This is a genomic window from Bacillus sp. FJAT-27916 (assembly GCF_001183965.1).
Classification (GTDB): domain Bacteria; phylum Bacillota; class Bacilli; order Bacillales; family Pradoshiaceae; genus Pradoshia.
Map to the genome: position 1 here is coordinate 663,002 of NZ_LFZV01000001.1, position 21,960 is coordinate 684,961.

The window sequence follows — 21,960 nt, forward strand, 5'->3', positions numbered from 1 at the left end:
CTTCATGCAGCATCCTCCCTTTAATATCCAGCATATAGGTTTACGAATATTTAGGCCAAGGAGTACGATAGGGAAATAAGGAAAAATCATACATAAAAGGAGCATTGAGGGATGAATCAGAAACAATCCTCTATTCCAAGCCCGTATAAGAGCTTGCGGAAGTTATTTGAAGAGAATATTCATGTCAACCATATTTCTGAGGAATTGGTCAGCTTTGAAGCAGGCAGCAAGATGGATGATATTCTGAATTATATGGAGCAGACCGGCTTTGATGTCGTTGGTATAAAGGATAATGGCAGGGTAATTGGCTATTTAGAGAGAGGGAGCAGCGCGATGATTCGTTTTCAGCCCTCTGATCTTGTTTCGGAATCTACACCATTAATTCATCTGCTCTATTTATTTGAGCATATTGACCGAATCTTTATTCTTGAGAGAAATGAGGTTACTAGGCTTGTTACGTTGGCAGACCTGCAGAAGCCGCCGGTTCGGATGCTTTTATTTGGTATCATTTCTTTAATGGAGATGCATCTTCTCTATGTTGTCAAACAAGTTTATAGGGATCTGTCCTGGAAGGAGAAAGTGAGTACGGAGCGGCTGAGAAGCGCTGAGCATTTATATGAAATGAGAAAGGAACGAAATGAAGAGATAACGCTTCTTGACTGTCTGCAGCTCAGTGACAAGAAAACCTTAATTGTGAAGAAAAAGGAGCTGCTTTTAAATCTCGGTTTTACATCACGGGCAGCTGCAGAGCGTTTTTTCAATAAGCTTGAGCTGCTTCGAAATAATCTTGCCCATTCACAGGAGCTGACAGGCGGGAGTTCCTTCAGAGAAATCATTCAGACCGTAAAGGAATGTGAAAGGGTTCTAGCGGCATGTGAGCAAATGCATTCAGAATGAGAATCATCTGGATGCTTTTTTATGATCGACGGGAAAATTTAAATTGTAGTTGACAGATAGGAATAATATATTTTATACTCTGATTAATCAGAAAATTGAATGACTGGCCGATCGGACCACCGAAGGCATAACCCTTTATTTGTAGAGGGGTTATGCCTTTTACATTTTTATCGAAGGGAGAGCGGCTATTGCAATTCATTATCAGCGATAAGACTGACGTCGGTTGGTCAGAATGAAATAATGACGTTGAATTGAAAGAATTAGAAAGGAGCGGGGGCAATGTCTCGTAAAGAACAGGCCAATAAAGCAGCCATTGAGCAGATTATTCGTTTCCTCATAGAGATAGATTACGGAAAGGTTGAAATAAAAATCCATGATTCACAAATTACCCAAATCGAAAAGGGAGAAAAATACCGGTTAGCCGTCAAGAAATAGGAGGAGCCGCTTCAGTAAAACTTTCCCCATAGATATGGTAGGATAGTTTAGAGGAGGCTGCATGCATGAATACGATTCCTATGATCATTGCCATTATGACCGGGATCTTTTATGGGTCCATCCAATCAATCAAAATGAGTAAACAAGAAGAGGAAGAGTCAGCTAAACAAGCAGCAGGCATGTACATAAAGAGCATTGTACTCTGTTTGGTTGTCTATCTGGTTGTAAGTGTTGTAATGGGATAAAGGGGCAAATGTCCAAAGGAAGAGGCTGTCGCATAATGGGACGGCTTTTTTGCTGCAAAAAATAAACACAGTCTCTGCATCATTCAGACTGTGTTTCATTTATTAAATAAAGTTTATTAGCCTTTCTTCGGTTCAACGACGAGTACGATGATTGTCAAAATTGTCATGACAGACACTTCGAGCACAGCTTCAACCGGATCAAAGGCAATCTTCCCTGTTTGCTCAGCAGCATAAACATGTGACAGATTTTGATAAAAGACAAAAAACATGGCACATAGAAACAGTGCTTTAATTAGTAAGTATTTCATACAAATCATCCCCTCTTAGGTGCATCACTAACTTGAAGACCATACAATCACCGCTGTACTTAGCGTGATTTCTTCACATCATTAAAAGCTAAATGAGCCATCAGCAAGTAATGAAGGGCCTGGTGTCGGATTATCATGGACCAGTTTTAGGCGTTGGAGGATCCAGGTGAAAGGATTAATCCAAGCCGAGAAAAAAGAAAAAACCCTTGGTCCGCAAGAGTTTTTCTATATTGTCTAAGGAGCAGTCTCCTTCAAATCTCTTTGCTGCAAGCAGGGCCTTCAAATCCCTGGTCAAATTCAAATAGAATTATTTGATGAGTTTACGAGTCTATACATGAAGCTGTCTTTACAAACCATACCATAAAATATGTCAAAAATGAACTGGTAAATTGAACAATGCGTGAGTTTATTTGGCGTTTTGACCATATCGGAAAGAGGGGAGCAGAGCTAGGCGGGGCGAAGATGAAGGATATTGTAAAATGCGGCTATTCATCGAAATCCAAATATGCTGATAGGGACATCCTATCTATGGAATGTTCCTATCAGTTTCTATACCTATCTTCAATATTCAAAGCAGGAATTATCCTTCGACAGCGTTGTAATCACGCATTCAGTTTGGAAGAAGGAATTCATTAGCACTTTCATTTCTTCCATCGCCTGCTCAGCCCGCAGCGCCTGGTCTTCATTAATAGATTCAATGACGAGGACAGCATCGGTCGTTTCCTCGGTGAGCATGGTTCTCTGTGCTTCACGCCAGTTTAAACAGCGGCAAATGGCCCCTTCATTATCGTAATAAATGATTTCTTCAGGCAGTGCAGGGGCGTCTTGGTCAGCACCTAACGGAAGGAAGGATTCTCCCCCTTTAGCTTTGCCGAGATGCAAGTCGCCGCTGATGAGCTGCAAATCCTCGCCGCCGCATGGTACCGCATATTTGAGTGAAATGCTGTTGTATATGTCTACTAAAGGGTTAATGGGGGTGAAAGCCCTGTCTTGGTTGACCCTCTTGAGAAGAGCTTCAATTGAGGAGCGGGCTCCTTTTTTAGTTTTAAATTGGCTGAAGGCCTTTCGCCATTCATCAATAACAGTGTTTTTGCTGAATGTCTCATTGGTTAAATACTGCTTGGCTTCATTTGATGCATCCTTCAAGAGTTCAGCAAAGTAAGCCTGCTTTTCCTTAGAACATTGATTTTGAATGTTGGTGATGACCAATACATTTAGCTGCGCTCCCGGAAAGACATCCCAAAAAGCTTCGTCAATGATGATTTTCCCCATTTCAGAACAACTCCATTTCTTCAGTAGATTGTCAGTACTCTTATCCCGCATTAACGGACAGTATGACTCCCGCTGAAAAAAGCGTAGAAAACCGAGAAGCAGGCAGGAGATCAACTGTCCATAAAAGCCCGATTGGTTCAACTAACCTTCAGTGGAGAAAAGGCCCCCCTGAAGGAAGTTTCACTTTATTATATCTATCGGAAATTATATTGTAAATGCAACAAAATATTTTGGCAGAATGCTCCTCCATTCCCTTTCCATTCGTCTTGGCATAAAGGAAAAGAAGGATACCTTCTAGAAGAATATTCAATAGACTGAAAAAGGAAGTGATTATGTGTTTTACAATGAAATGACCGACCGGTTGAGAATTGAGTATCCCATTATACAAGCACCGATGGCAGGCGGGATCACGACAGCTGAGCTGGTAGCCGCTGTCTCTCGTGCTGGGGCACTTGGAATGATTGGAGCAGGCTATATGACACCGGAGCAAATGAGAAGCCAAATAGTGGAGGTCAAAGAGCGAACCAAAAAGCCGTTCGGTGTTAACCTATTTGTGCCGAATGAATTTGAGGCAAGTGAGGAGGAGATAATAAGGGCCAACTGTCTTTTGAATCCTTTACGAGAGGAGTTAAATCTCCCTGCTAAAGAGCTGGCTGTCGTTCCTGATTACGAGCAGCTAAAAAAAACATTTCATGAACAAATTAAGGTAATCATTGAAGAGAGCATCCCTATATGCACCTTTACATTTGGAATTCCATCATCTGAGATAATCGCGGAATTAAAACAAGCAAACACCCTCTTAATAGGAACCGCCACAACAGTCGAAGAGGCCGTTGTAAATGAGGAGAGAGGAATGGATATGGTCGTCGTTCAAGGGAGTGAGGCTGGCGGGCATCGCGGGAATTTCTTGCCTGGAGCAATAGAGGGGTCGATTGGCTCGATGTCCTTGATACCACAGGTAGTTGATCATGTAAGCATCCCGGTTATCGCTGCCGGCGGAATAATGGATGGGAGGGGATTGATGGCGGCTGTTTGCTTAGGAGCCAAGGGAGTGCAGCTGGGGACAGCCTTCTTAACCTGCGCGGAAAGTGGTGCTCAAGATGTCCATAAGGAGGCCGTCCTTCATGCGAACGAGAATGACACGACCTTAACCCGTTCCTTCTCAGGAAAATGGGCGAGGGGGATACATAATCGTTTCACCGAGGTTATGCAAAAGCATGAAGCTGGACTCCCTGAATTTCCTGTCCAAAACACGCTGACCCAAGATATCAGAAAAGTCTCAAGCGCAAACGAGAATCCTGATTATCTCTCGTTATGGTCAGGACAAAGTCCGAGATTAGCCAGAAGTCTATCGGCAGAATCCTTAATCAAAGCCATTCTCTCTGAGGCGGAGGAAATCAAGAGAACCCAATGAAGAAAACGAGAAAATAGGTGGAAAGAAGAGCTCCAAGCACTAAGTGGCTTGGGCTTTTTTAGCATTTGAATAGGTTTCGTCCAGCTTATTTTACGTTATACTTCATTAATGTTTCTGAAGCCTTCACTAGCTTTCCGAAATGAAACGACTTTGCCGAAGTGGCTTAAATCATGTAAAGCTCATTCCTTTTGCAGATAGGGGAGCACCTTTTCCTTATTAACTATATATTTCTTCACCTTGTCCTTGGGTTTAACACCGTATGACATGTGCAAGGTGTCTGCATAGAATAGGAGGCTCTCATTCGTCATAAGCTTCAATGCTTGGTGAAGGACCGTCATTCCCCCAATACCAGAATCAAAAAAACCAATCTTTATGATATTCACTCTTCTCCTAGATAAAGGGTTTTTAAATATACTATTTTATTAAAGTAACTAAGACGACTTTTTCATTGCTGCAATTAACGGCATCTGATAAATAAGAATGTCCTGAATTAAATAGAATCAATATTATCTATGATGCATAGCCTGATTCTATCTGCTTTCAAATGGTCTTTTTCTTACGAATATATTTATGCCAGAATATCTTTTTGGTGTTAAAATAGAGATAGGTGAATATTATTAATATTCAAAACAGAGGAGAGCCCTTATGAACAGCAGGTAATATAACTAAATGATCCTAGACTTTTCTTCTTATGGCCGTATATAAAAGACGCTGCCCCATATGAAAGAGCGGCAAATTCAATATTCATGTAATGCCTATTAACATTGGGGGGATAATAGATGTATTTAAGAAATGCTCCAATAAAAGCATATTAGATATTCATCTTATCTTGTAAAGGAGGATGCCTTATGGGTTTCTTATCAACAGTTCTCGCGGTAATAGTCGCCTTGGTTATCTTCGCAATATGCGGTTAAATAGGAAACAGAAAAAGGATCTATTGTTTTTCATTGTCCCGCTGATCCTATTTCAAGTGAATGAACTGATTAAAGCAGATGTACAGATTCCTGTGCTTGGATATGTGCTGCGCTGTCACTTCAATGACTACCTTGGAGGCATCTCCTTTGCAGCATACCTGAACTTTATTTTATCCTTGAGTAACTGGACTTCGTTTCAGCTAACAAAGATCCAGCACTTCCTGATTGCCGGCTTATTATGTGGTATCTGCTGGGAGCTGATCACGCCCCTTTTTATACAATCAAGTACCGGTGATTTTTGGGATGTTATTGCTTACATCTTAGGGATGCTGACCTACTGGTTTTTCAGCGAAGTATTGGTATTTAAATAGTAGAAATAAGTACGGAAAATATAGACAAAAAAGAGGCGGCCTATGGGCCGTCTCTTTGTATTTTTAAATTCTTTGCCATTTGCAGGGGACCTTGATGCAGGAGCAGTATGACCCCAAAAGTCATTACTATCGGCTTGTCTTGGAGTTATCCGCTTTGAAGAAGCATTCTTTCAATAATCATAGAGCCAAAACAACTTGTGCAATAAATGTGCAATCCCACCTGCTCCTCGAAAAGAAAGCTCCCGTAAAACAAGAAAAAACCCTTGATTATCAAGGGTTTTCCGGTATGGAGCTAAGGGGATTCGAACCCCTGACCTCTTCGCTGCCAGCTATAGGGGGATTGTTAAATAAGTAAAATACGTTAAATACGTATGGTTTTGTCGGATATTTTGTTAAATATGTTCGGTTACGTTAAATAAGAAAATTAATTCTGTGCAAAAATATGTGCAATGTGGGTATGGTGGTCACTAGGTTATATATTAGTCTAATAAAACTGGAGATGGAAAAAATTTAAAAATGAAAATTCACCAAGTGAATCCTCTCTAGAAATAATATGCGATAAGGCTCTTTTTAGCGGAAGAATAAAATAGGTCAATTATTATCTCCTGCTTAGTTTAATTTCTTTTTTATCGTTTTTTGAAATATCATAACTATATTTGATCTTCAATCGCATACATACAACGCATAAATTCAGATAATTTCGACCCCTCAATCAACTCTAGAGGAAACTGCTCAATATAAAGGTCTATATTAGTAGTATTCCAATTCCTTTGTATCTCGTTTAGCAACTTGATTTCTTCGTTACTTAATCCCCAAGTCTGTTTATAGAATATTTCTTCTTTTGCAGAGAAAAAGTTTTTAGGTTTATACCTATTTTGAAATTGGCTCTTACCTATTTTATTTTTTTCTGCTTTACCTCTATTATAGATTTCAAAGTATTTACGGCATAAAGCTGCTGTCTTCTCTTTGTCTAGATGGTCAAATAAGAAACATAAAATATTTTCATCGATAAAATAAGATTCTATTGAATATTCTTCCAGTATAAATGCGTTATCTTTGTTATATATATAAGAAAACTCAGATAGACTCTTTTCTATCTTTGTCTTTACCTCGTTTTTTGTATTTCCATCAGAATCTACGAGTATCCAGAACTTATAATTATTATGGTGTGCCTTATTCATAACATCAAGAATTCTTGCATTCGTGTAGAAACCAAGAGTATCTATACCGCCCACTTCAATAATTTGTATAACTTTTAGCAAATCTGTTTTAATCTTTTTATATTTCATCAAAGTTTGGAGAATGGATTTAATTAATTTTTTGTCATCTGGTCCTTCAACAAACAATATCTTAGTATGTTGGAAAATATCATCAGGTTTTATACCTAGTTCACTAATAATGTGTATTGGATCTGATGAAAGTTTCTTTGTAATACCACGTTCTTTTTTTATACAAATTAGCTCCTGTGGAGCTAATTGACTCACTACTACTGGTGAATGTGTTGAAATGAATACTTGATTCGATATACTTAATTCTCTCAAAATATTTATAATTTTTCTTTGTAGTGAAGGATGCAAATAAACTTCGGGTTCTTCAATAATAAGGATAAAATCCTGTTCTCCTATAGTATGTTCAATATAAGCTTCAAGAATTGCTATTATTAATAAACTTTGCATACCTGTTCCGCTAGACTCTATGTCAAAACTATTTATAGCTTCATTTAAAATATCGTGGTCTCTAATTTTCGTTTTGTGTAAATGGATAATATCGGTTTGATCTGCTTGAATCTCTATAGACAAAGATTGATTACCAATTATCTCTTGGAATTTATTGCTCAACTCATATGATAATAATTTTACTTTCTCATCTTCGAGTTTCTTTAGTTCCTTTTTTACATCTGAAATTTTCAGTGGTACACCATCGATAATAACTTCTTCGTTATTGTCTCTCTTTTTATTCCCCCCAATTAACATCTCCATTAGTTGACTAATATTACTACTCTTCTTACTAAAACTGTTATCTTCTGGATTTCGAATGGAAGATATATATTTTAAATCAGGTAGGAATTCCTCAATAGTCTTTGGCGGGATTCTCTCCTGATTTTCTTCGAAAACATACCAACCTTTGTATTTGTCATTATCTTTCTCAAAAAATAAGGTTATCTGTACCTCTCTTTTTTTTAGTGCTTGATTATAAAAGTCTTGCGCTTTTTTTCGATTTATTGAACTTTCTAAAAGCAATTGCAAATCTATTGTATCAATCTGTTGAAATGTAATTGAAATAACCGGTAGTTCTTCGGAGGAAAACATATGAATGTCTTTTTCTGTAAATTTCCTTTTGCGAAAAAAGACTTGGATAGCATCAAATATTGCAGTTTTACCATAATTATTTTTCCCTACAATTGAAACTAGATTATCAGTATTGATATATATATCATCAATTGACTTAAACTTCGTTATACTTAACTCCTTTATTTTCAAATTATCCTCTCCTATATGGTTGTATTTTGTGTACATTTATATATCTACTTTATGTAATTATTTTACAGCTAGATTTGTTTTAATACAAAAAAATAGCTTTAGTCTATTAATACAATACTCTTCCTACGTACTACTCAAAAAGAAGCTATAAAGTATAATCTGGCAGTTGAAAACGAGGTGGCAACTTAATGATAGCTACCGTCAAGGTGAGGCGATGGTTAAGAAACATATTAAATTAATGATACGTTCTTTTAACAATGAATGTGATGCTGTTATCCATAAAGTGAAATTTAATAATGTAGAATCTGCAGAAAAAAAGATTAGAAAAGCTAGAGAACAGCTAGATAAGTTAAATAGATACTTATCTATTGAGATTACTGATTATTTTTTAAACTTGAAGCTAGAAGAACCATACCTTGCTTATGAATATGCTAAAAAGCTAAATGAGTAAAGTAAGGAACTGAGGCTTCAGAAAGAATTATTGCGTGAAGAAATAAGAGTAAAACAAGAGATTGAAGAAAGATTAAAAGTTCTTGAAAAAGAAAAACAATATTATATAAATGTAAATGCATCTTTGATATATAGAAATAAACTAGAAAAAGCTGAAGATAACTTTAAGAAGGATTTAATTAGAGAACTAGAGAAATCTGAAATAAAACTTAAAAAGATAGAAGAAAGATCTGAATTAGATTATAGGGTTCGTAATGCAAAAGCAGGGTTTGCATATATAGTTTCCAACTTAGGGGCCTTTGGGGAGAATGTATTTAAAATTGGGATGACAAGGAGACTTGAACCATTAGATTGTATTCGAGAGTTAAGTGGAGCATCTATATTCCACAAAAGGGCATAGTCCAATTTAAATTTTTATCTTCTTTTGGGTATTTCTGATGAAATTATAATTTATCATTTTATTGCTATATATGCTAATATTGCTAAGCATTTCAATAGTTTGTTAATTTAATTCTGAATGTTTTGAATTCATCTTATTGTGGTATTTATTGGAATAACAGGATCTTTAATTCGAATTCATAAAGGAGGACTATTTTAAAATGAAAGATAAAATTAAAGAGGAAATAATACAATATATAGTGGAATATAAATCGGCAAATTTTGGGGATATAGAGAATCATTTGGAAAGTAAAGGAATTCCTTATAAAGGGGATTTCGTTTTAGATTTTCCTGATAATCCAACTGTATTTCTATGGAAGGGTATGTCTAAAGATTTTTTAACAGCAGTCAGAGAATTAATAGGAACTGGTACTATTATTCCTGTTGAAGTATCACGTGTATTAGGGTATGGATATAGTGAAACTAAAGTATATGGGGAGCCAGTTGCGAAAGAACCAAAATATCATTATAAAGAAGAACATTGGCTACCATTAGCATTTAAACTTCCAGATAATAATAATCGAGATTAATTGTAGTCTAGCCCAATATTAATCCTAAAGCAGCTTTCCATATTAACCCCCTATGGAAAATGATATTCAAATTGTGTATTGTACTGGTTGTCGATATATCTTTGACTGGATTTAGATTTATTCTATAGGGGATCATTAATAAATAGCTATAAAAAGCAGATAAAACAAATTACCAATATTAACATAAATATTAATATTAATATTAACAAAAAACTTGATAATTATGGAATGATGGGATAATATTAATTATGTAAAGAATGTATACGTAATGTATACATAATGATTACATTCCCCTCAATCTCTCACGAAGACCGAGAGGAACAATTTGATTTAATAACTTAAATATTGATTAGGTGTTGAAAAACTATCTTTATTAGAGAATATATTGCTCTAATAATAGCAGTGAATATAGCCTTTATTAGGGCATTTAATATATTTTCTCTAGTAAACTGCTGTTTTAGAAATTTTAATGTTTTATTGGAGCTTTCACTTCTTTGGTTTTTTAGCAAAATTATCACCACCTTTTCAAAATGGATTATCTATATGAAACGGGATGCCGCCCGTGGATTATAGACACAACAAATATAGCCGATGAGGCTTATTTTTTTTGCTTCGGCTTCCTGAAAAAACTAATTTATAAAATTAGTCATACCTCGTATTCTCTCATTTTAGCAAATATGGTATTTAATAGCAAATAGATAATAGGGAAATTTTGTGTGTTTTTGTGAAATAGACAAAAGAAAATGGTCAGTTCAAGAGAACTGACCATTCATTGAGTAAATGCATTAAGTATTAGATATAGGTATGGTGACCTATTTATGAGGTTCTAACTTATATTTACTTAACTCAATATAGTTTTGATTTATAAATTGGATGAAAACTATACTTTTAGAAGCTAGGAAAAACAAAAAGAATATGCTGCAATTTTTTTCACCAGGATATTAATCGGATGGAATCTTTGTCGATAAGATTTAGTGAATATTGGAATTTGATTTCGATTACTTTAGTATTTAACCTAATATATGATTCAGCATCAATTTTAGAAAGTGTATAATTGAGTGAATTAATCAACTGCAAACTATAAATTCCGTCTGAATCCTGACATTTCTCAAGTATTTTATCAAGTTCACTAGATGATAAATCTCTATATATTATGTAAATTTCATTTAAGTATAATTCTATTTGTAGAGGATTAAAGAGAAACCACGACTTAGTTTGTCTAGGGTTGAAAATAATTGTATAGTCCTGAAGGGAATTTTTGTAATAATCTTTTTCCTTAATTGATTCCTTATATAAAGAAATAGCATTTTCCTTAACCCCTGTGTATAAATGAATATGGTTACCATCCTTTTGAGCAAGCTTATCGATTTCTGTCCGTAAGAAATTTATTTTATTATTTGCTTTGTAATCAAGTTTAAAATGAGTCTTTTTTTCACTACTCATTTTTATAAGCTCCCTAATAATTATTGAATCAAGAGTATCTTGTAATTTCTTATTTTTATATTCATTAACTAAACGTTGTTTCTCAGAGTCATTGCTCAAAAGTTGTATAGGGATAGGAATTACTAGGGATTCTTCTTTTAATGAAGTGGGATCATCAATATTAGTACCTGCTAATACTCTTGCCAGTGACTCTTGATTAAATTCTTCTGTTTTAGCCTCCAAAAGAATATTAGAATTAGTCTTTAAAGCTATATCTAATTCTTTTAAATTGGCCATTAAATTAATGTAATACATATCTTTTAATGTATTAAACACAGCGATTAACTCATACTTGCTATCTGCATTACCATTATCTAAATTAAAAAAAGACTTAAAATCTTGATATGATGTCAATAGTTTTTGATCTTCCTCGTACGTATTATACCTCAAGAGTATACTGGTGATTGAATCAAAATTCAGTTTTGATATATGTTCTGGATTAACAGAAGCACAGTAAAATAGATAATATTCATCTATTACGTTTTCTATGATTAACCATTTAGCTTCTCTGTTTTCTGGCATAATCTCAAAATTTTTTAAGAAGCTCTTTGTTTTATCTAAATTTCCCCAAATATAATCAGTATAGTCCCATTCATAAAAGTGATTACTGATATCCATATAATGGTTTAAAAGATTTTTATATTCCTCTTTATTGACTAAATCCTCTTTATAAGAAATGTAATAGGAATAAATACTAACTATTAAAATGATTCTATCAAAGTCTTCACCCAAATTTTGTTCGTTATTCACCTTGCTCCAAAGGTATACGAAAGTTTCTTTGTCTTTATGATTCAAGGCAGTTATTAATAGCGTTAATAAAATTCTCTCAATGGTATTTAGGTCTTCATAATTGTTATCTTCCGTTCCATTCATATATCTTGTTGTTAATATATTGTCTATTAGCTTTTTTATATGTAGTTGTTTTTCATCTTGTGAGATGTATTTATTCTGCATAATTTGGTAATAAAGACGGTTAAAAACACTTACTATATATTTATCAAATTCTATATTGTTTTCTAAAAGTGCGTTCTTATACATTTCTGTAAAAAGAGTGTTAAAACTCATTTTCCTTAATATAAAATCATCTTTAATGTCCTTTAAACTATATAGTAAACTGAATAAAGCATTATCTAAATATAATTGAAAATTAATAGCCTTATCATTAGAAATTTTGTAGAGATTAGTTATTAACTGGGAGGCATTTGTGAAATAACCATACTCGACTAATTCTATTGAAATTTTTTCCAACACATTGATGCAGTCTGCAACAATGGTTGATTTTTCCGGTAATTTACTTGTAATAAATATCTCTTTAAATATTTCCTCTAATAAAATGATATTTTCATTGGTAATCTGTAGGTTTTGATTTCTAATTTCTTCAGTTGTATGAGTATAAATTTTAGAAAGCAATTCAAACATCTTTATTCTCCTTTTCAACTAAAAGCCTGAATTCATCAAGAATAAAGGACCGGATTTCATATCTTACTTCATCATCAATTTTAAGAAATTTAAAAATACTGATTAAAATATCTAACACACCTAAAAGGCAAATGAAAAAGTTTAATAAAGTTCCAAATAACATATTTTTAGCTACAAAAAAGTAATTGAATGGAATCATTAATAACAAAATAATAATTACTTCATAACCTGTATATAGTTTTCTTTTTCTGACAAAATAAAACTCCAATAGATTTAGACCATATCTTTTTTCTCGGCTTGGACCTACTACTAAAGCGAGTAGAGCGATACTAAGGGATATTATTCCTGCTTGAACAGACCAAATTGTAGTTGTAAGCGAGTTTATTTCCTTACTTATAGTAAAGATATTTATAAACCGATTACTGTTGTTTTCAAAATAAACTGTCCCTTCATATCCTATTAATAGTATCAATATAGGTATTAAAATCCATTTAATAAAATTTGCTAGCATATTCTTTCCCCTTAAAATAAGTGTCAGTATACTGTCACTTACATTGATTAGAATCCGTTTATAAACTTATGTCTCCTTTCTTCTTCTGAGCTATTTATTAAATGTTCTATCCTGTTTACTACATATTGTTTTATAGGTATTAATTTAATTCCTAAATCGATTTTATTTATTGTTTCTAAAATTTTTTTCCAATCAGTAATCTCTAGGTCACTAAACAATTGATCCCCAATAATACTTCTATTATTTTTTAGCCACCTTATTTTTGAGAATAGTGAGGGGTCTTGACTCTCTTTTATAAAAGCAATAATTACATCATCAAACCATTCAGTCTTTGTATTATGAATAATATCCATAATAAAGTTTATTTTTATGATGTTTTGATAATTATTTTTGACATAGCCTATAATGAAATCTCTGGCCCGTTCGATGTTTTGACTATTAATACCTTTAAAAAATACGTTACAAAAGTGGTTTGTACTAACAAAGTAATCTTCTTTAACTAAAATTAAATCAGCTATTTTTTCTAAAGTATCTCCTATGTTTTCTATATCCCAAATAAATCCCAATCTAATCCTATTATGAAAATTCCGATCTCCTTTATAATAAAGTTTGTTTGTAAACTCGATTAAATAGTCTGCATCTCTACGCAGGATATATTTTAAAATTGTACCTGAATAATCGAAATAAGAATCTACTTTGATTTGTTGAAAATACATTTCCTTTATTATTTCTATATTGTTAATAGATTCTAAATATAATAATAGAGAATTGTCACGACTTTCAATGCGTACTATGTTATCTCTTTCTCGGTTTTCTATAGTGATTGTTTTCAAGAGATGGTCGTAAAAGTCAATCTGTATATTTTTTAAATGTGTTAACCTTCCTAAACAAATCTTTACATTTTCATCTATAGTTTTTAAGAAGCCAATAAATTGATTGACCTCACCTGAATTTAAATGTGTCTTTTTATTTTCATAAAAACAAATAATCCAGTTTAATCTAGCATTAAAAGACTTTTTTTCTAGTAGGGTTAGAATTTTTTTAGCTACTTTTATATTGCTTAAATGCCCTTCGAAAACTAGATGAGGTACATAATTCAAATCATTATTCTTTCCAATTATTAATTCAATAAGAAAAAGTCCAATCTGAGTATTGTTATTGAAATTTTCATCAATGATAATATCCAACACTCTATTTTGATTCCAATCATCCTTAATAAAATTTATTAGATATAGATATTTTTCAATGAAATCAGTAGCTTCTACTGTTGATTGAAATACGAAAGATTTCCGTAATACTTGCTCTTTTATTTGAAGGTCCTCGTCAAAATCATACTCTTCTTGAACAGATATTCTATTCAAATCTATTCTGCAATATATTTTATAAAGATCATTTGTATATTCGGTTTTTAGTGTATATTCATTTGATTCCATTTCGGAATTGTGGCTTAAAAAATCTAAATATCTTTGTACAATTAAACAGTGTTCGAACACTGTGGGATTTAAATGTTTCGTGATTAATTTTAAAATGTACTCTTTGTCAAAGAATACTAGGTCTTTATTCTCTGTATACTCATCACAATAAGTGGATAATAAATCTAAGCTCATTTTATTGTTAATGTGGAAATAAGTATTTATGGTATCCCATATAACTTTTCTAAAAGATTTTAAAATATCAATATTAGGTAAATCATATTTATAGTATATAATTTTATTCTCTCTTCCAGCCTTGACACTTTCAAAAGTAAATTTTAAAAAAGTTTTAGCTAATTCATAAAATGCAGCAGAATATAAAGCATCTTCTTTTTTCAATCCACTTATTAATACGTCAAACAATGTGTGTTGTCGAAAAAAACCAAATTGTTGATCATCCGGTTCAAATGAAAATGTCTCCCGTATTTTGTGGATTAACTCTGGAAGGTGTTGGGGTTGTTTTCTTACATATTCAAAACTTAATTCAATTGAGTCCTTTAATTCCATTGATAATAAAGTAATTTCCTAATAAATCAATTATTTTATTTTTATTATATGAAAACTGATTACGTTCATAAAATATAGGGTAGTCTTGAACATCCAAATTTGGTAGTGCCATTATGTCATCATATAAATATGTTAATACTTCATTTGGTAGATAAAACCAAAATGTGGTTAGGAATGGGAAGTCTTTCTCTCTATTTTCGATATTACCTAAATAATTTTTAAGTGATGGTTTTACTTTCTCCATTACTTTTTCTGAACCAAAAGAGTTATTTGCTGAAATTACACATTCTTTAAATCGTTCTGCTTTTGAATCAAAGAATTTTTCAAGTAGTCGTTCAAAAGATAAATAACCTTTTTTAATAAAAGCCAAATAGAAAAAGTAATTCGATATGTTCTGTTCAGATATCTTTACATAATTATATTGAATCTCAACCAATTCCCATTTCTCCAATTTCTCTATTAAGTCTATAAATTTATGGTAATCAATTTCAAACAATTTAATTATTGGTTCAATTAATTGCATATCGTTATATGGAAGTGTGTGAAAGAACGAAATAATTCCTAAACACTGGATAGTAAATTTATCTTCAATATTAATACTATCGTTAATAAAAGTTGTAAAGTATTTCTCAAAAAGCTCGGAAACATTATGTAATACTGATAAATCTTGTTTTTCGAGTGCTAATAATGCTGCCATTATAGCTAATCTTGGATTACCATTTGAAATAGCTATGATTTCATTTTGATATCTTCCATTAAAGATATTAAAAGGATTTGCCGTTAGTATATCTGCTATATGTTCATCCTTAAGTTTTTTAATGTCCAAAACAATTTTCGATAGGTCATTTAATGAAGATTTAATTACATTTAAGGCATAATCTCGCACAGTTATAATGATTTTTAAACTTCCTTTTCTTGAAGCCTTATAAAAACCTATAATTTGATTAAATGTATCTATCCTATTTGCATCATCAACAAATAAAATATAATCCTTATTAGGATTAAAATATTCATATAGATCTATTAATAAATCGCAATTTTTATAAGAAATACAGAAAGAATGATAAGAGGTGTTTTCAAATAAGAATTCCCGTATTGTTTCTATGGCTAACTTAGTTTTCCCTACACCAGCAGCTCCATTTAAAATTACAAAATCTGATGTATGAATTGCAGATTTCAATTCTTTTTTTTCTTCTTCTCTATGTAAAAAAGAATTATCTAAGGGGGTAGCTATGCCATTAGAAGCTTTATTATATTCTTCAATAAATGATTCTAAGGAAACTACCTGGCCAGTATCGAATGATAAATCTAAATACTGGTGGACTAAATTGCGATGATGTAAATGTAAATCTAGAGCAAGTAAATCTAGAGTAATCAACGTCAATGTAATACCTGTATCTTCTAATAAGGTAGTTAATTGATTTTGAGCTTTACTATTTAATTTAAAATTCACACACAAAATAATTTCTGCAATATTTTTTACAGCTATACCTGTTTTCTCGTGATCTAGACATTTCTCAATATCTTCTTTCAACTTTTTTACACCTGCTGTTATATTTGTAGAATATTCAACAAAAATATATTTCCCATTTGGTAATAAAAAAAATGTATCGGGAGTTCCCTTAATAGTTTTTTGTTTTCCTGTCTGACTACCTGTTCTAGCAAAAGATGAATAATTAGAATTCCGCAAGATTAAATAGCTATCGCAAAGCTCTTGAAAAACCGTTTCGTTTATTTCCACTAATCTATTTTCAATTGTTTGAAGTCTACTCATAAGAATCCCCTTACTATAAAGATATTTTTAAGCCATAATTTTAACTCCGACTAATTGTTGAAGTAGAAACAAACCTATTTTTTCCAATTATATCATTTTTCATAGGAAGGTAGGGTTCCTAAATAAGGAACTAATTGCTCTATGTATCTAAGGCTTGAAAAAAATCATAAACCGTTTAAGAGGCTTGAATAAAACTGAATTTATCTAAGCATTTGAAGGTAAAGCATTAACTTATAAATTGAAAAGATGGAGGAAACGGGCATATTGGCGAAATGGTGTGCCCTTATTTTTTATTATTTGATTATTTGATATCTCTAGGAAATCCGATGTTATATTTGAGATAAAATTTTATATCTCATTAAGTTATGTATATGATTGGGTTTTAATGAGTTTAATAAAACTCTATTAATATAATCCTTCATAATATATGAATAGTTAAAAAGGGGCATTTAGAAAAATTCTGAATGCCCCTTTTATATCTTATTCTACGATCAAGTTTCATTTACTAACCATTCCATAAAGTTATCCCTCAACACACGCTTTGTTCTTCCACTCCTAATAAGCGGAAACGTTGGTTCTTCCATTATTGCATATGCCTTTGGCTCAGACACTCTTAATATCTCCGCTATATCACTTGCCTTTAATACCATTGGATAATCATTAATATTTTGCATTCTAAAGTCTCCTTTATATCGTTAAATCTCCAATTCTATTTCTTCAGTTAGGTAAGAATAAAATCGCTCTTTTTTTGTCGTACGAATTATATTGCGAAGTAGTACGAAAAAACAACGGTTTGATAAAAATAAATAAAATTTTTTATAAAAATAATAAAATGCTGCATCTCCCGTTGTTTTATGAAAAATCCACACAATATAATTCATATGAAATTTTTAAAGGGGGATTAAAGGATGGTTACGCAAAGATTAATAAGTCATTGGGTTAAGATACAGTGTCTTTTTCTATGGTTGATTTTGAAACCTTACCAAACCAGCTCACTTTTTTATATGAAAGTGATGGAGGATCTCTATAACAATACTACATTACTGGATACAGATGATTTGTCTTTTGGGCCATTTCTTACTCCAAACTTTGAAGCCTTCCAAATAGAGATTAATAGGTTATCAGGAAGATGTGCTGTTTATCAGTATAGGGTGAGAGGAAGTCCTTCGAGCCATTCAAAGTTCTCTAAACAGATGTCATAAAAGCTATAAATCAACTATTGTGAGGAGATAAACTTTGCAACAGGAGAAACGTGAAACAAAAACATCAATTGATTATGAAGCCTTATTAGCAGCTTGCGAAACAAATGATATTTCAAGTGAAGTGATTATTCATTTCAGAATTATAGAGAGGGGTTTCTTGAATGAAGAAGAAACTGATGAATATTGATATTCCAGGGGATAAAACATTTCCGATTTTCATAAAGCGAAATTCGCTAAAAACTGAATCGCCAACAGATTTAAAGATTCAGTTAAAGTTTGATCTTTCAGGGGATCCGCAGCAAACAAAGAAATAGAAAAGAATAAAACTATTCCTACCTGTTCATAATGGATACAAATTGAATGGGAGGAATGAAGATGTTTAAGCCTAGAATAATAAGAATCACTTATGGTGAAGAAATGCCGGAAAAGTCTGCTCAACTATTTTCTAGAATCTTAGAAAAGGTAATAATCAATCATTTACCGAATGATCCGGAGCTAAAAGGAATCTTTCTGCAGGATTCACCTGGATACAAGCAAATACAAAATGAGGAGAATGAGTTATGAAACAATCTAATGCTATGCAGATTACTGGTTATAAAAAGGTGGCTCACTATTTGAGGACTAGTTCGAGTGGGCAAGAACTTAAATTACAACGGGGAACAAATGAAAAATATCTAAAGGATGTTCCTGAGGATAATGTTATAGAATTTGTTGATTTTGATGTGTCTGCTACAAAACTTTGTATGGATGAACGACCAGCTTTATCTAGAATGTTAAAGCTCATACAAGAGGGCGGAGTTTCTACTGTAGTTGTGTATGAAAGGGATCGCCTAGCCAGAGATGTCTATGAATATATCCGAATTGTTACTACTATCCATCATCACAATGTTGATGTAGTGTTTACTGCTTCTGAAGCCCCGCCATTCTCCAATGATTTGCTTATGGAAGTTTGGTATGGATTGTCGGCTCAATTTGAAGGGCAGCGAATTAGAACACGTCTTGCTGACGCCCGCAAGAGAAACCCTTCTAGTTTAATTGGCTACAACAAAGTTAAAGCTACGAAGAGTTCCTCAGCTAAATATATAGCAAAGAAGGAATACAAAGAGAAAATCTATCAGCTATTTTTTAGCTTTTCTGAAGCGAATACGAAGGAAGACATTTATAACATCATTAAAGAACATAAATCTTTCCTCAAGCGGACCGATACAAGAATCATTGAAATTTTACAGAATCCCTTCTTTTGCGGCCATACTGTAACATCATCTGGAATATATGAGGTTTTGGAGAATGTAGAGCCGATGGTTACTGTTGAATTATTCAAGAAAGTACAGAACAAAATTGAACAATTTGACCGGGAAATTAATAAGGGAATGGTCTTATCCCAACAGCAATCAGTCATTAAACCTTATTGTGGTATTTGTGATAAGGAGCTGAAGTTTAATAAAGGTGTAATTGGAGCACCTGGACATTATACTTGTTCCAAACATAAAGTCTCTATCGGATTGTTTGAATTAATGAACGATATTAAAGAGTCACTAGGCATAGTTTTCCAGCGCATCTCTTCTTCCAAGATTAAAAAGATTACAGTGAATAAGACAAATAAGCATTTAGCAGAATTAAAGAAATGCTCAAAGCAAATACAGGCTGAAATAGAGGAACTGTGTCTTGATTTTGTGTTAGATTACACCCCTCAAGAATTAAGCTCCTCTGAAAAGAATATCAAGGAAATCAATGATTTACGGGATAACCTTAACCAAATTGTCAATAAGATCAATCTTATTGAAGAGCGATTGAGCGACATTCGTTTTGTCCAAGAAATTTCTCAATTAGATTTCAATGAAGTAATTGAAATGGAATTTAATACTCTGGTTGAAATACTTATTTCAAAAATCAATGTACATCCAGAATATATACAATTTGATTATTACTTCAATGAATATCTTAAAGAGGGAGATGTTGAGAATGCCTCATAATAAGGGAGGTCAAATTCGGAAAGCCATCGGGGTTATTAGGAGATCTGATGTTAAACAGAAGAAAAATGCTTCTCTAGAAACACAAAGAGAAGAGATTTATGCAAAGGCCAAAAGAGAAGGATATACAATTGTTAAGGTTTTGGTTGATGATGCTGTCAGTGCCTATCACAAAACAGTCACTGAGCGTCCGGCAATGAATCTTGCCTTTCAAATGGCTTTATCAGAAACTGAAGAAATAGAGGCAATGTTCTTTTACGAAGAATCGAGGATTTCAAGGCAATTCTTTGATTTTGTGGAGGATATCCATAAGCCAATAAAAAAGCACAAGCCGCATTTTCAATTTTTTTCTACTAAGAAGGATGAGGAGTGGGATCCGACGAAACCGGATGCCATCTTCAACCTTGCAAGTGCTGCGAAAGAATCAATCGTCAAATCCAACAGGATAAAAGATGCTCAAAAAAATTCAATAGATAGGAATTCGAGACCGGGGTCAGAACTGCCGTATGGTTACAAACCTCTTATCAATCCAATAGACAATAAGCGAACACCTACAACTCAGGTCATTGATGAAAAAGAGGCTCCTATTGTCCGATTAATCTTCTATTTAGCATCCTGGGGGCATAGTCAGCAAAAAATAGCAAAATATTTAAATGATGCTGGGATTCCTTCACCGAGGAACTTAAATTGGAGCAGCGCGACTATCGACTATATCCTCGATAACGATCAATATCTAGGACATTTACCGTGGAATATTCGTACCCATCTCAATAAACATAGAAAAAAGAAGCGGGGTGAATATGACCTAATCGCCAATCATCATCCAGCGATTATCAGTGTTCAACTGTGGAATCTGACTCATCAAACGATAGGGCTACATAAGGACAATGGCAAAAACAACGATACACCTTTTCTTCTTAGAGGGATACTGGTTTGTCATAGGTGCAATGAAAAATTAATTGCAAAAGACCAAACTACCAAGCGTTCTAAATCCAAGTCATTAAAATACCGTTGCCCTTTGTGTAGGGGTAAACTAGATGTTAAACACATACACCCTGTTGTGATGGAAGAGCTGGCTGCGAAATGGAATGCTATCCTATTCAATGCAAACAATCATATTCATAAGCTATTGAATGAGAGAAAGAAAAGAATTACACAACATCGGGATCGGTTATTAGAGCAGCTAAGACAAGTAGAGTATAAGGAAACATTACTCAACAATCATATCACTGGTAAAAATCAATACGGTGTATGGGATTTTGCATTAGCAGTTAGTAAGACAAACTTGACGAGAAACATTTATAATGTGAATCAGTTTATAGAATACGTTGACGCACTACTCTCGAAATCCTCTCCAGGCAAGAATAGCGTATCTGACGTGCTTTCTATGTTAGATATTGACCGGTTGGTAGGTGTAGAGAAGAGAACTATCCTTTTATCAATATTTAAAGAAATACGCGTTGACTTTGAAAGTGACAATCATCTTTTTGTTGAATACCAAATGGCCCCGTTTGCTGCATTGGACAACTATTATAATTTAATAATCAAAGAAGCGAACACTTAGCAATAAGTGTTTTTCTTTGCCTTTTTAAACCGCTAGCACTAAAAAAAATTGCGAGAGAGGTACTTGGTAGATTACCGAAGTGTATAAAGAGCCTCTTGTTAAATTACCGAAAAGATTATCACTTTTTATTTCCATCAGTAATCTTAATAAGACAAATCCTTTGATATCAAGGGTTTTCGAACCGTTTTGTACGGTAACATACAACGCAGAGGATTCTATGCAGAGTATATTGCCGAACTATATAGATACAGTCTTGCCAGATTACCGAAAAATATACATTAGAAAGATAGCTGAAGCTCAAAAGG

General features: G+C 33.2%; 22 protein-coding genes and 1 pseudogene. 14 read left to right on the forward strand and 9 right to left on the reverse strand.

Annotated features, from left to right (window positions below; all coding sequences use genetic code 11):
* The first annotated feature begins 111 nt into the window (after positions 1–111).
* The 3 genes from AC622_RS03090 to AC622_RS03095 all read left to right on the forward strand — a co-directional run bounded on the left by AC622_RS03090 (position 112) and on the right by AC622_RS03095 (position 1,577).
* Positions 112–897 (forward strand): hypothetical protein, encoded by a 786-nt coding sequence (locus AC622_RS03090; protein ID WP_049669741.1) that lies wholly within the window; start codon positions 112–114, stop codon positions 895–897.
* A 279-nt stretch (positions 898–1,176) separates the two neighbouring features.
* Positions 1,177–1,332, forward strand: coding sequence for a YezD family protein (locus tag AC622_RS20490; protein ID WP_082197002.1), 156 nt, complete (start codon positions 1,177–1,179; stop codon positions 1,330–1,332).
* Between the two features lie 65 nt (positions 1,333–1,397).
* A complete protein-coding gene (locus tag AC622_RS03095; protein ID WP_049669742.1) occupies positions 1,398–1,577 on the forward strand; it encodes a hypothetical protein in 180 nt (59 codons plus the stop codon).
* A 116-nt stretch (positions 1,578–1,693) separates the two neighbouring features.
* Here the strand turns inward: AC622_RS03095 and AC622_RS03100 are convergent, their stop codons facing one another.
* Together AC622_RS03100 and AC622_RS03105 are read right to left on the reverse strand one after the other, a co-directional pair.
* Entirely contained in the window at positions 1,694–1,885 is a 192-nt protein-coding gene (locus AC622_RS03100) for a hypothetical protein (RefSeq protein WP_049669743.1), read from the reverse strand.
* A 561-nt stretch (positions 1,886–2,446) separates the two neighbouring features.
* Positions 2,447–3,157, reverse strand: coding sequence for a B3/B4 domain-containing protein (locus AC622_RS03105; protein ID WP_049669744.1), 711 nt, complete (start codon positions 3,155–3,157; stop codon positions 2,447–2,449).
* Positions 3,158–3,491: 334 nt separating this feature from the next.
* Here AC622_RS03105 and AC622_RS03110 point away from each other — a divergent pair, with 334 nt between their 5' ends.
* The gene (locus tag AC622_RS03110) at positions 3,492–4,571 is read left to right on the forward strand and encodes an NAD(P)H-dependent flavin oxidoreductase (RefSeq protein ID WP_156185543.1); all 1,080 of its coding nucleotides are present in this window, start codon (positions 3,492–3,494) and stop codon (positions 4,569–4,571) included.
* 200 nt (positions 4,572–4,771) lie between these two features.
* Here AC622_RS03110 and AC622_RS03115 read toward each other — a convergent pair.
* Positions 4,772–4,945: pseudogene (locus tag AC622_RS03115) on the reverse strand (glutamate racemase); the annotation flags it as partial.
* A gap of 467 nt (positions 4,946–5,412) precedes the next feature.
* On the opposite strand from AC622_RS03115, the gene AC622_RS03120 reads away from it, so the two are divergent.
* A complete protein-coding gene (locus AC622_RS03120) occupies positions 5,413–5,856 on the forward strand; it encodes a hypothetical protein (protein WP_049669746.1) in 444 nt (147 codons plus the stop codon).
* Positions 5,857–5,950: 94 nt separating this feature from the next.
* Complete coding sequence (locus AC622_RS03125) at positions 5,951–6,211, forward strand: hypothetical protein (RefSeq protein ID WP_049669747.1); 261 nt, start codon at positions 5,951–5,953, stop codon at positions 6,209–6,211.
* A gap of 295 nt (positions 6,212–6,506) precedes the next feature.
* Here AC622_RS03125 and AC622_RS03130 read toward each other — a convergent pair whose 3' ends face one another.
* Positions 6,507–8,336, reverse strand: coding sequence for an ATP-dependent nuclease (locus tag AC622_RS03130; RefSeq protein WP_049669748.1), 1,830 nt, complete (start codon positions 8,334–8,336; stop codon positions 6,507–6,509).
* A gap of 214 nt (positions 8,337–8,550) precedes the next feature.
* Here AC622_RS03130 and AC622_RS03135 point away from each other — a divergent pair, with 214 nt between their 5' ends.
* From AC622_RS03135 to AC622_RS03145, 3 genes are all read left to right on the forward strand, one after another.
* Positions 8,551–8,787 carry a DUF4041 domain-containing protein gene (locus tag AC622_RS03135; protein WP_049669749.1) on the forward strand — a complete coding sequence of 79 codons (237 nt, stop codon included), beginning with the start codon at positions 8,551–8,553 and terminating at the stop codon, positions 8,785–8,787.
* Between the two features lie 30 nt (positions 8,788–8,817).
* Positions 8,818–9,186 (forward strand): hypothetical protein, encoded by a 369-nt coding sequence (locus AC622_RS03140; RefSeq protein WP_049669750.1) that lies wholly within the window; start codon positions 8,818–8,820, stop codon positions 9,184–9,186.
* A gap of 199 nt (positions 9,187–9,385) precedes the next feature.
* On the forward strand, positions 9,386–9,754 hold the full coding sequence (locus AC622_RS03145; protein ID WP_049669751.1) for a hypothetical protein: 369 nt from the start codon (positions 9,386–9,388) through the stop codon (positions 9,752–9,754).
* Positions 9,755–10,684: 930 nt separating this feature from the next.
* On the opposite strand, the gene AC622_RS03150 is transcribed toward AC622_RS03145, so the two are convergent.
* From AC622_RS03150 to AC622_RS03170, 5 genes are all read right to left on the reverse strand, one after another.
* Positions 10,685–12,655: a hypothetical protein gene (locus AC622_RS03150; protein ID WP_049669752.1), complete on the reverse strand. Its 1,971-nt coding sequence runs from the start codon at positions 12,653–12,655 to the stop codon at positions 10,685–10,687.
* Positions 12,648–13,166 (reverse strand): hypothetical protein, encoded by a 519-nt coding sequence (locus tag AC622_RS03155; protein WP_049669753.1) that lies wholly within the window; start codon positions 13,164–13,166, stop codon positions 12,648–12,650. The genes AC622_RS03150 and AC622_RS03155 overlap by 8 nt, the downstream gene beginning before the upstream one ends.
* 47 nt (positions 13,167–13,213) lie before the next feature.
* Entirely contained in the window at positions 13,214–15,145 is a 1,932-nt protein-coding gene (locus tag AC622_RS03160) for a hypothetical protein (protein ID WP_049669754.1), read from the reverse strand.
* A complete protein-coding gene (locus AC622_RS03165; RefSeq protein WP_049669755.1) occupies positions 15,123–16,919 on the reverse strand; it encodes a hypothetical protein in 1,797 nt (598 codons plus the stop codon). The genes AC622_RS03160 and AC622_RS03165 overlap by 23 nt, the downstream gene beginning before the upstream one ends.
* Before the next feature lie 491 nt (positions 16,920–17,410).
* Positions 17,411–17,593: a helix-turn-helix domain-containing protein gene (locus AC622_RS03170; protein WP_049669756.1), complete on the reverse strand. Its 183-nt coding sequence runs from the start codon at positions 17,591–17,593 to the stop codon at positions 17,411–17,413.
* A gap of 562 nt (positions 17,594–18,155) precedes the next feature.
* Here AC622_RS03170 and AC622_RS20925 point away from each other — a divergent pair.
* From AC622_RS20925 to AC622_RS03190, 5 genes are all read left to right on the forward strand, one after another.
* Positions 18,156–18,308, forward strand: coding sequence for a hypothetical protein (locus AC622_RS20925; protein WP_156185544.1), 153 nt, complete (start codon positions 18,156–18,158; stop codon positions 18,306–18,308).
* Positions 18,283–18,435 (forward strand): hypothetical protein, encoded by a 153-nt coding sequence (locus AC622_RS20930; RefSeq protein WP_156185545.1) that lies wholly within the window; start codon positions 18,283–18,285, stop codon positions 18,433–18,435. Before AC622_RS20925 ends, AC622_RS20930 begins: the two co-directional genes overlap by 26 nt.
* Before the next feature lie 61 nt (positions 18,436–18,496).
* Positions 18,497–18,685, forward strand: a complete 189-nt coding sequence (locus AC622_RS03180; RefSeq protein WP_049669758.1) for a hypothetical protein — start codon at positions 18,497–18,499, stop codon at positions 18,683–18,685.
* Entirely contained in the window at positions 18,682–20,094 is a 1,413-nt protein-coding gene (locus AC622_RS03185; protein WP_049669759.1) for a recombinase family protein, read from the forward strand. Before AC622_RS03180 ends, AC622_RS03185 begins: the two co-directional genes overlap by 4 nt.
* Complete coding sequence (locus AC622_RS03190) at positions 20,084–21,655, forward strand: recombinase family protein (protein ID WP_049669760.1); 1,572 nt, start codon at positions 20,084–20,086, stop codon at positions 21,653–21,655. The genes AC622_RS03185 and AC622_RS03190 overlap by 11 nt, the downstream gene beginning before the upstream one ends.
* The last annotated feature ends 305 nt before the right edge of the window (positions 21,656–21,960 follow it).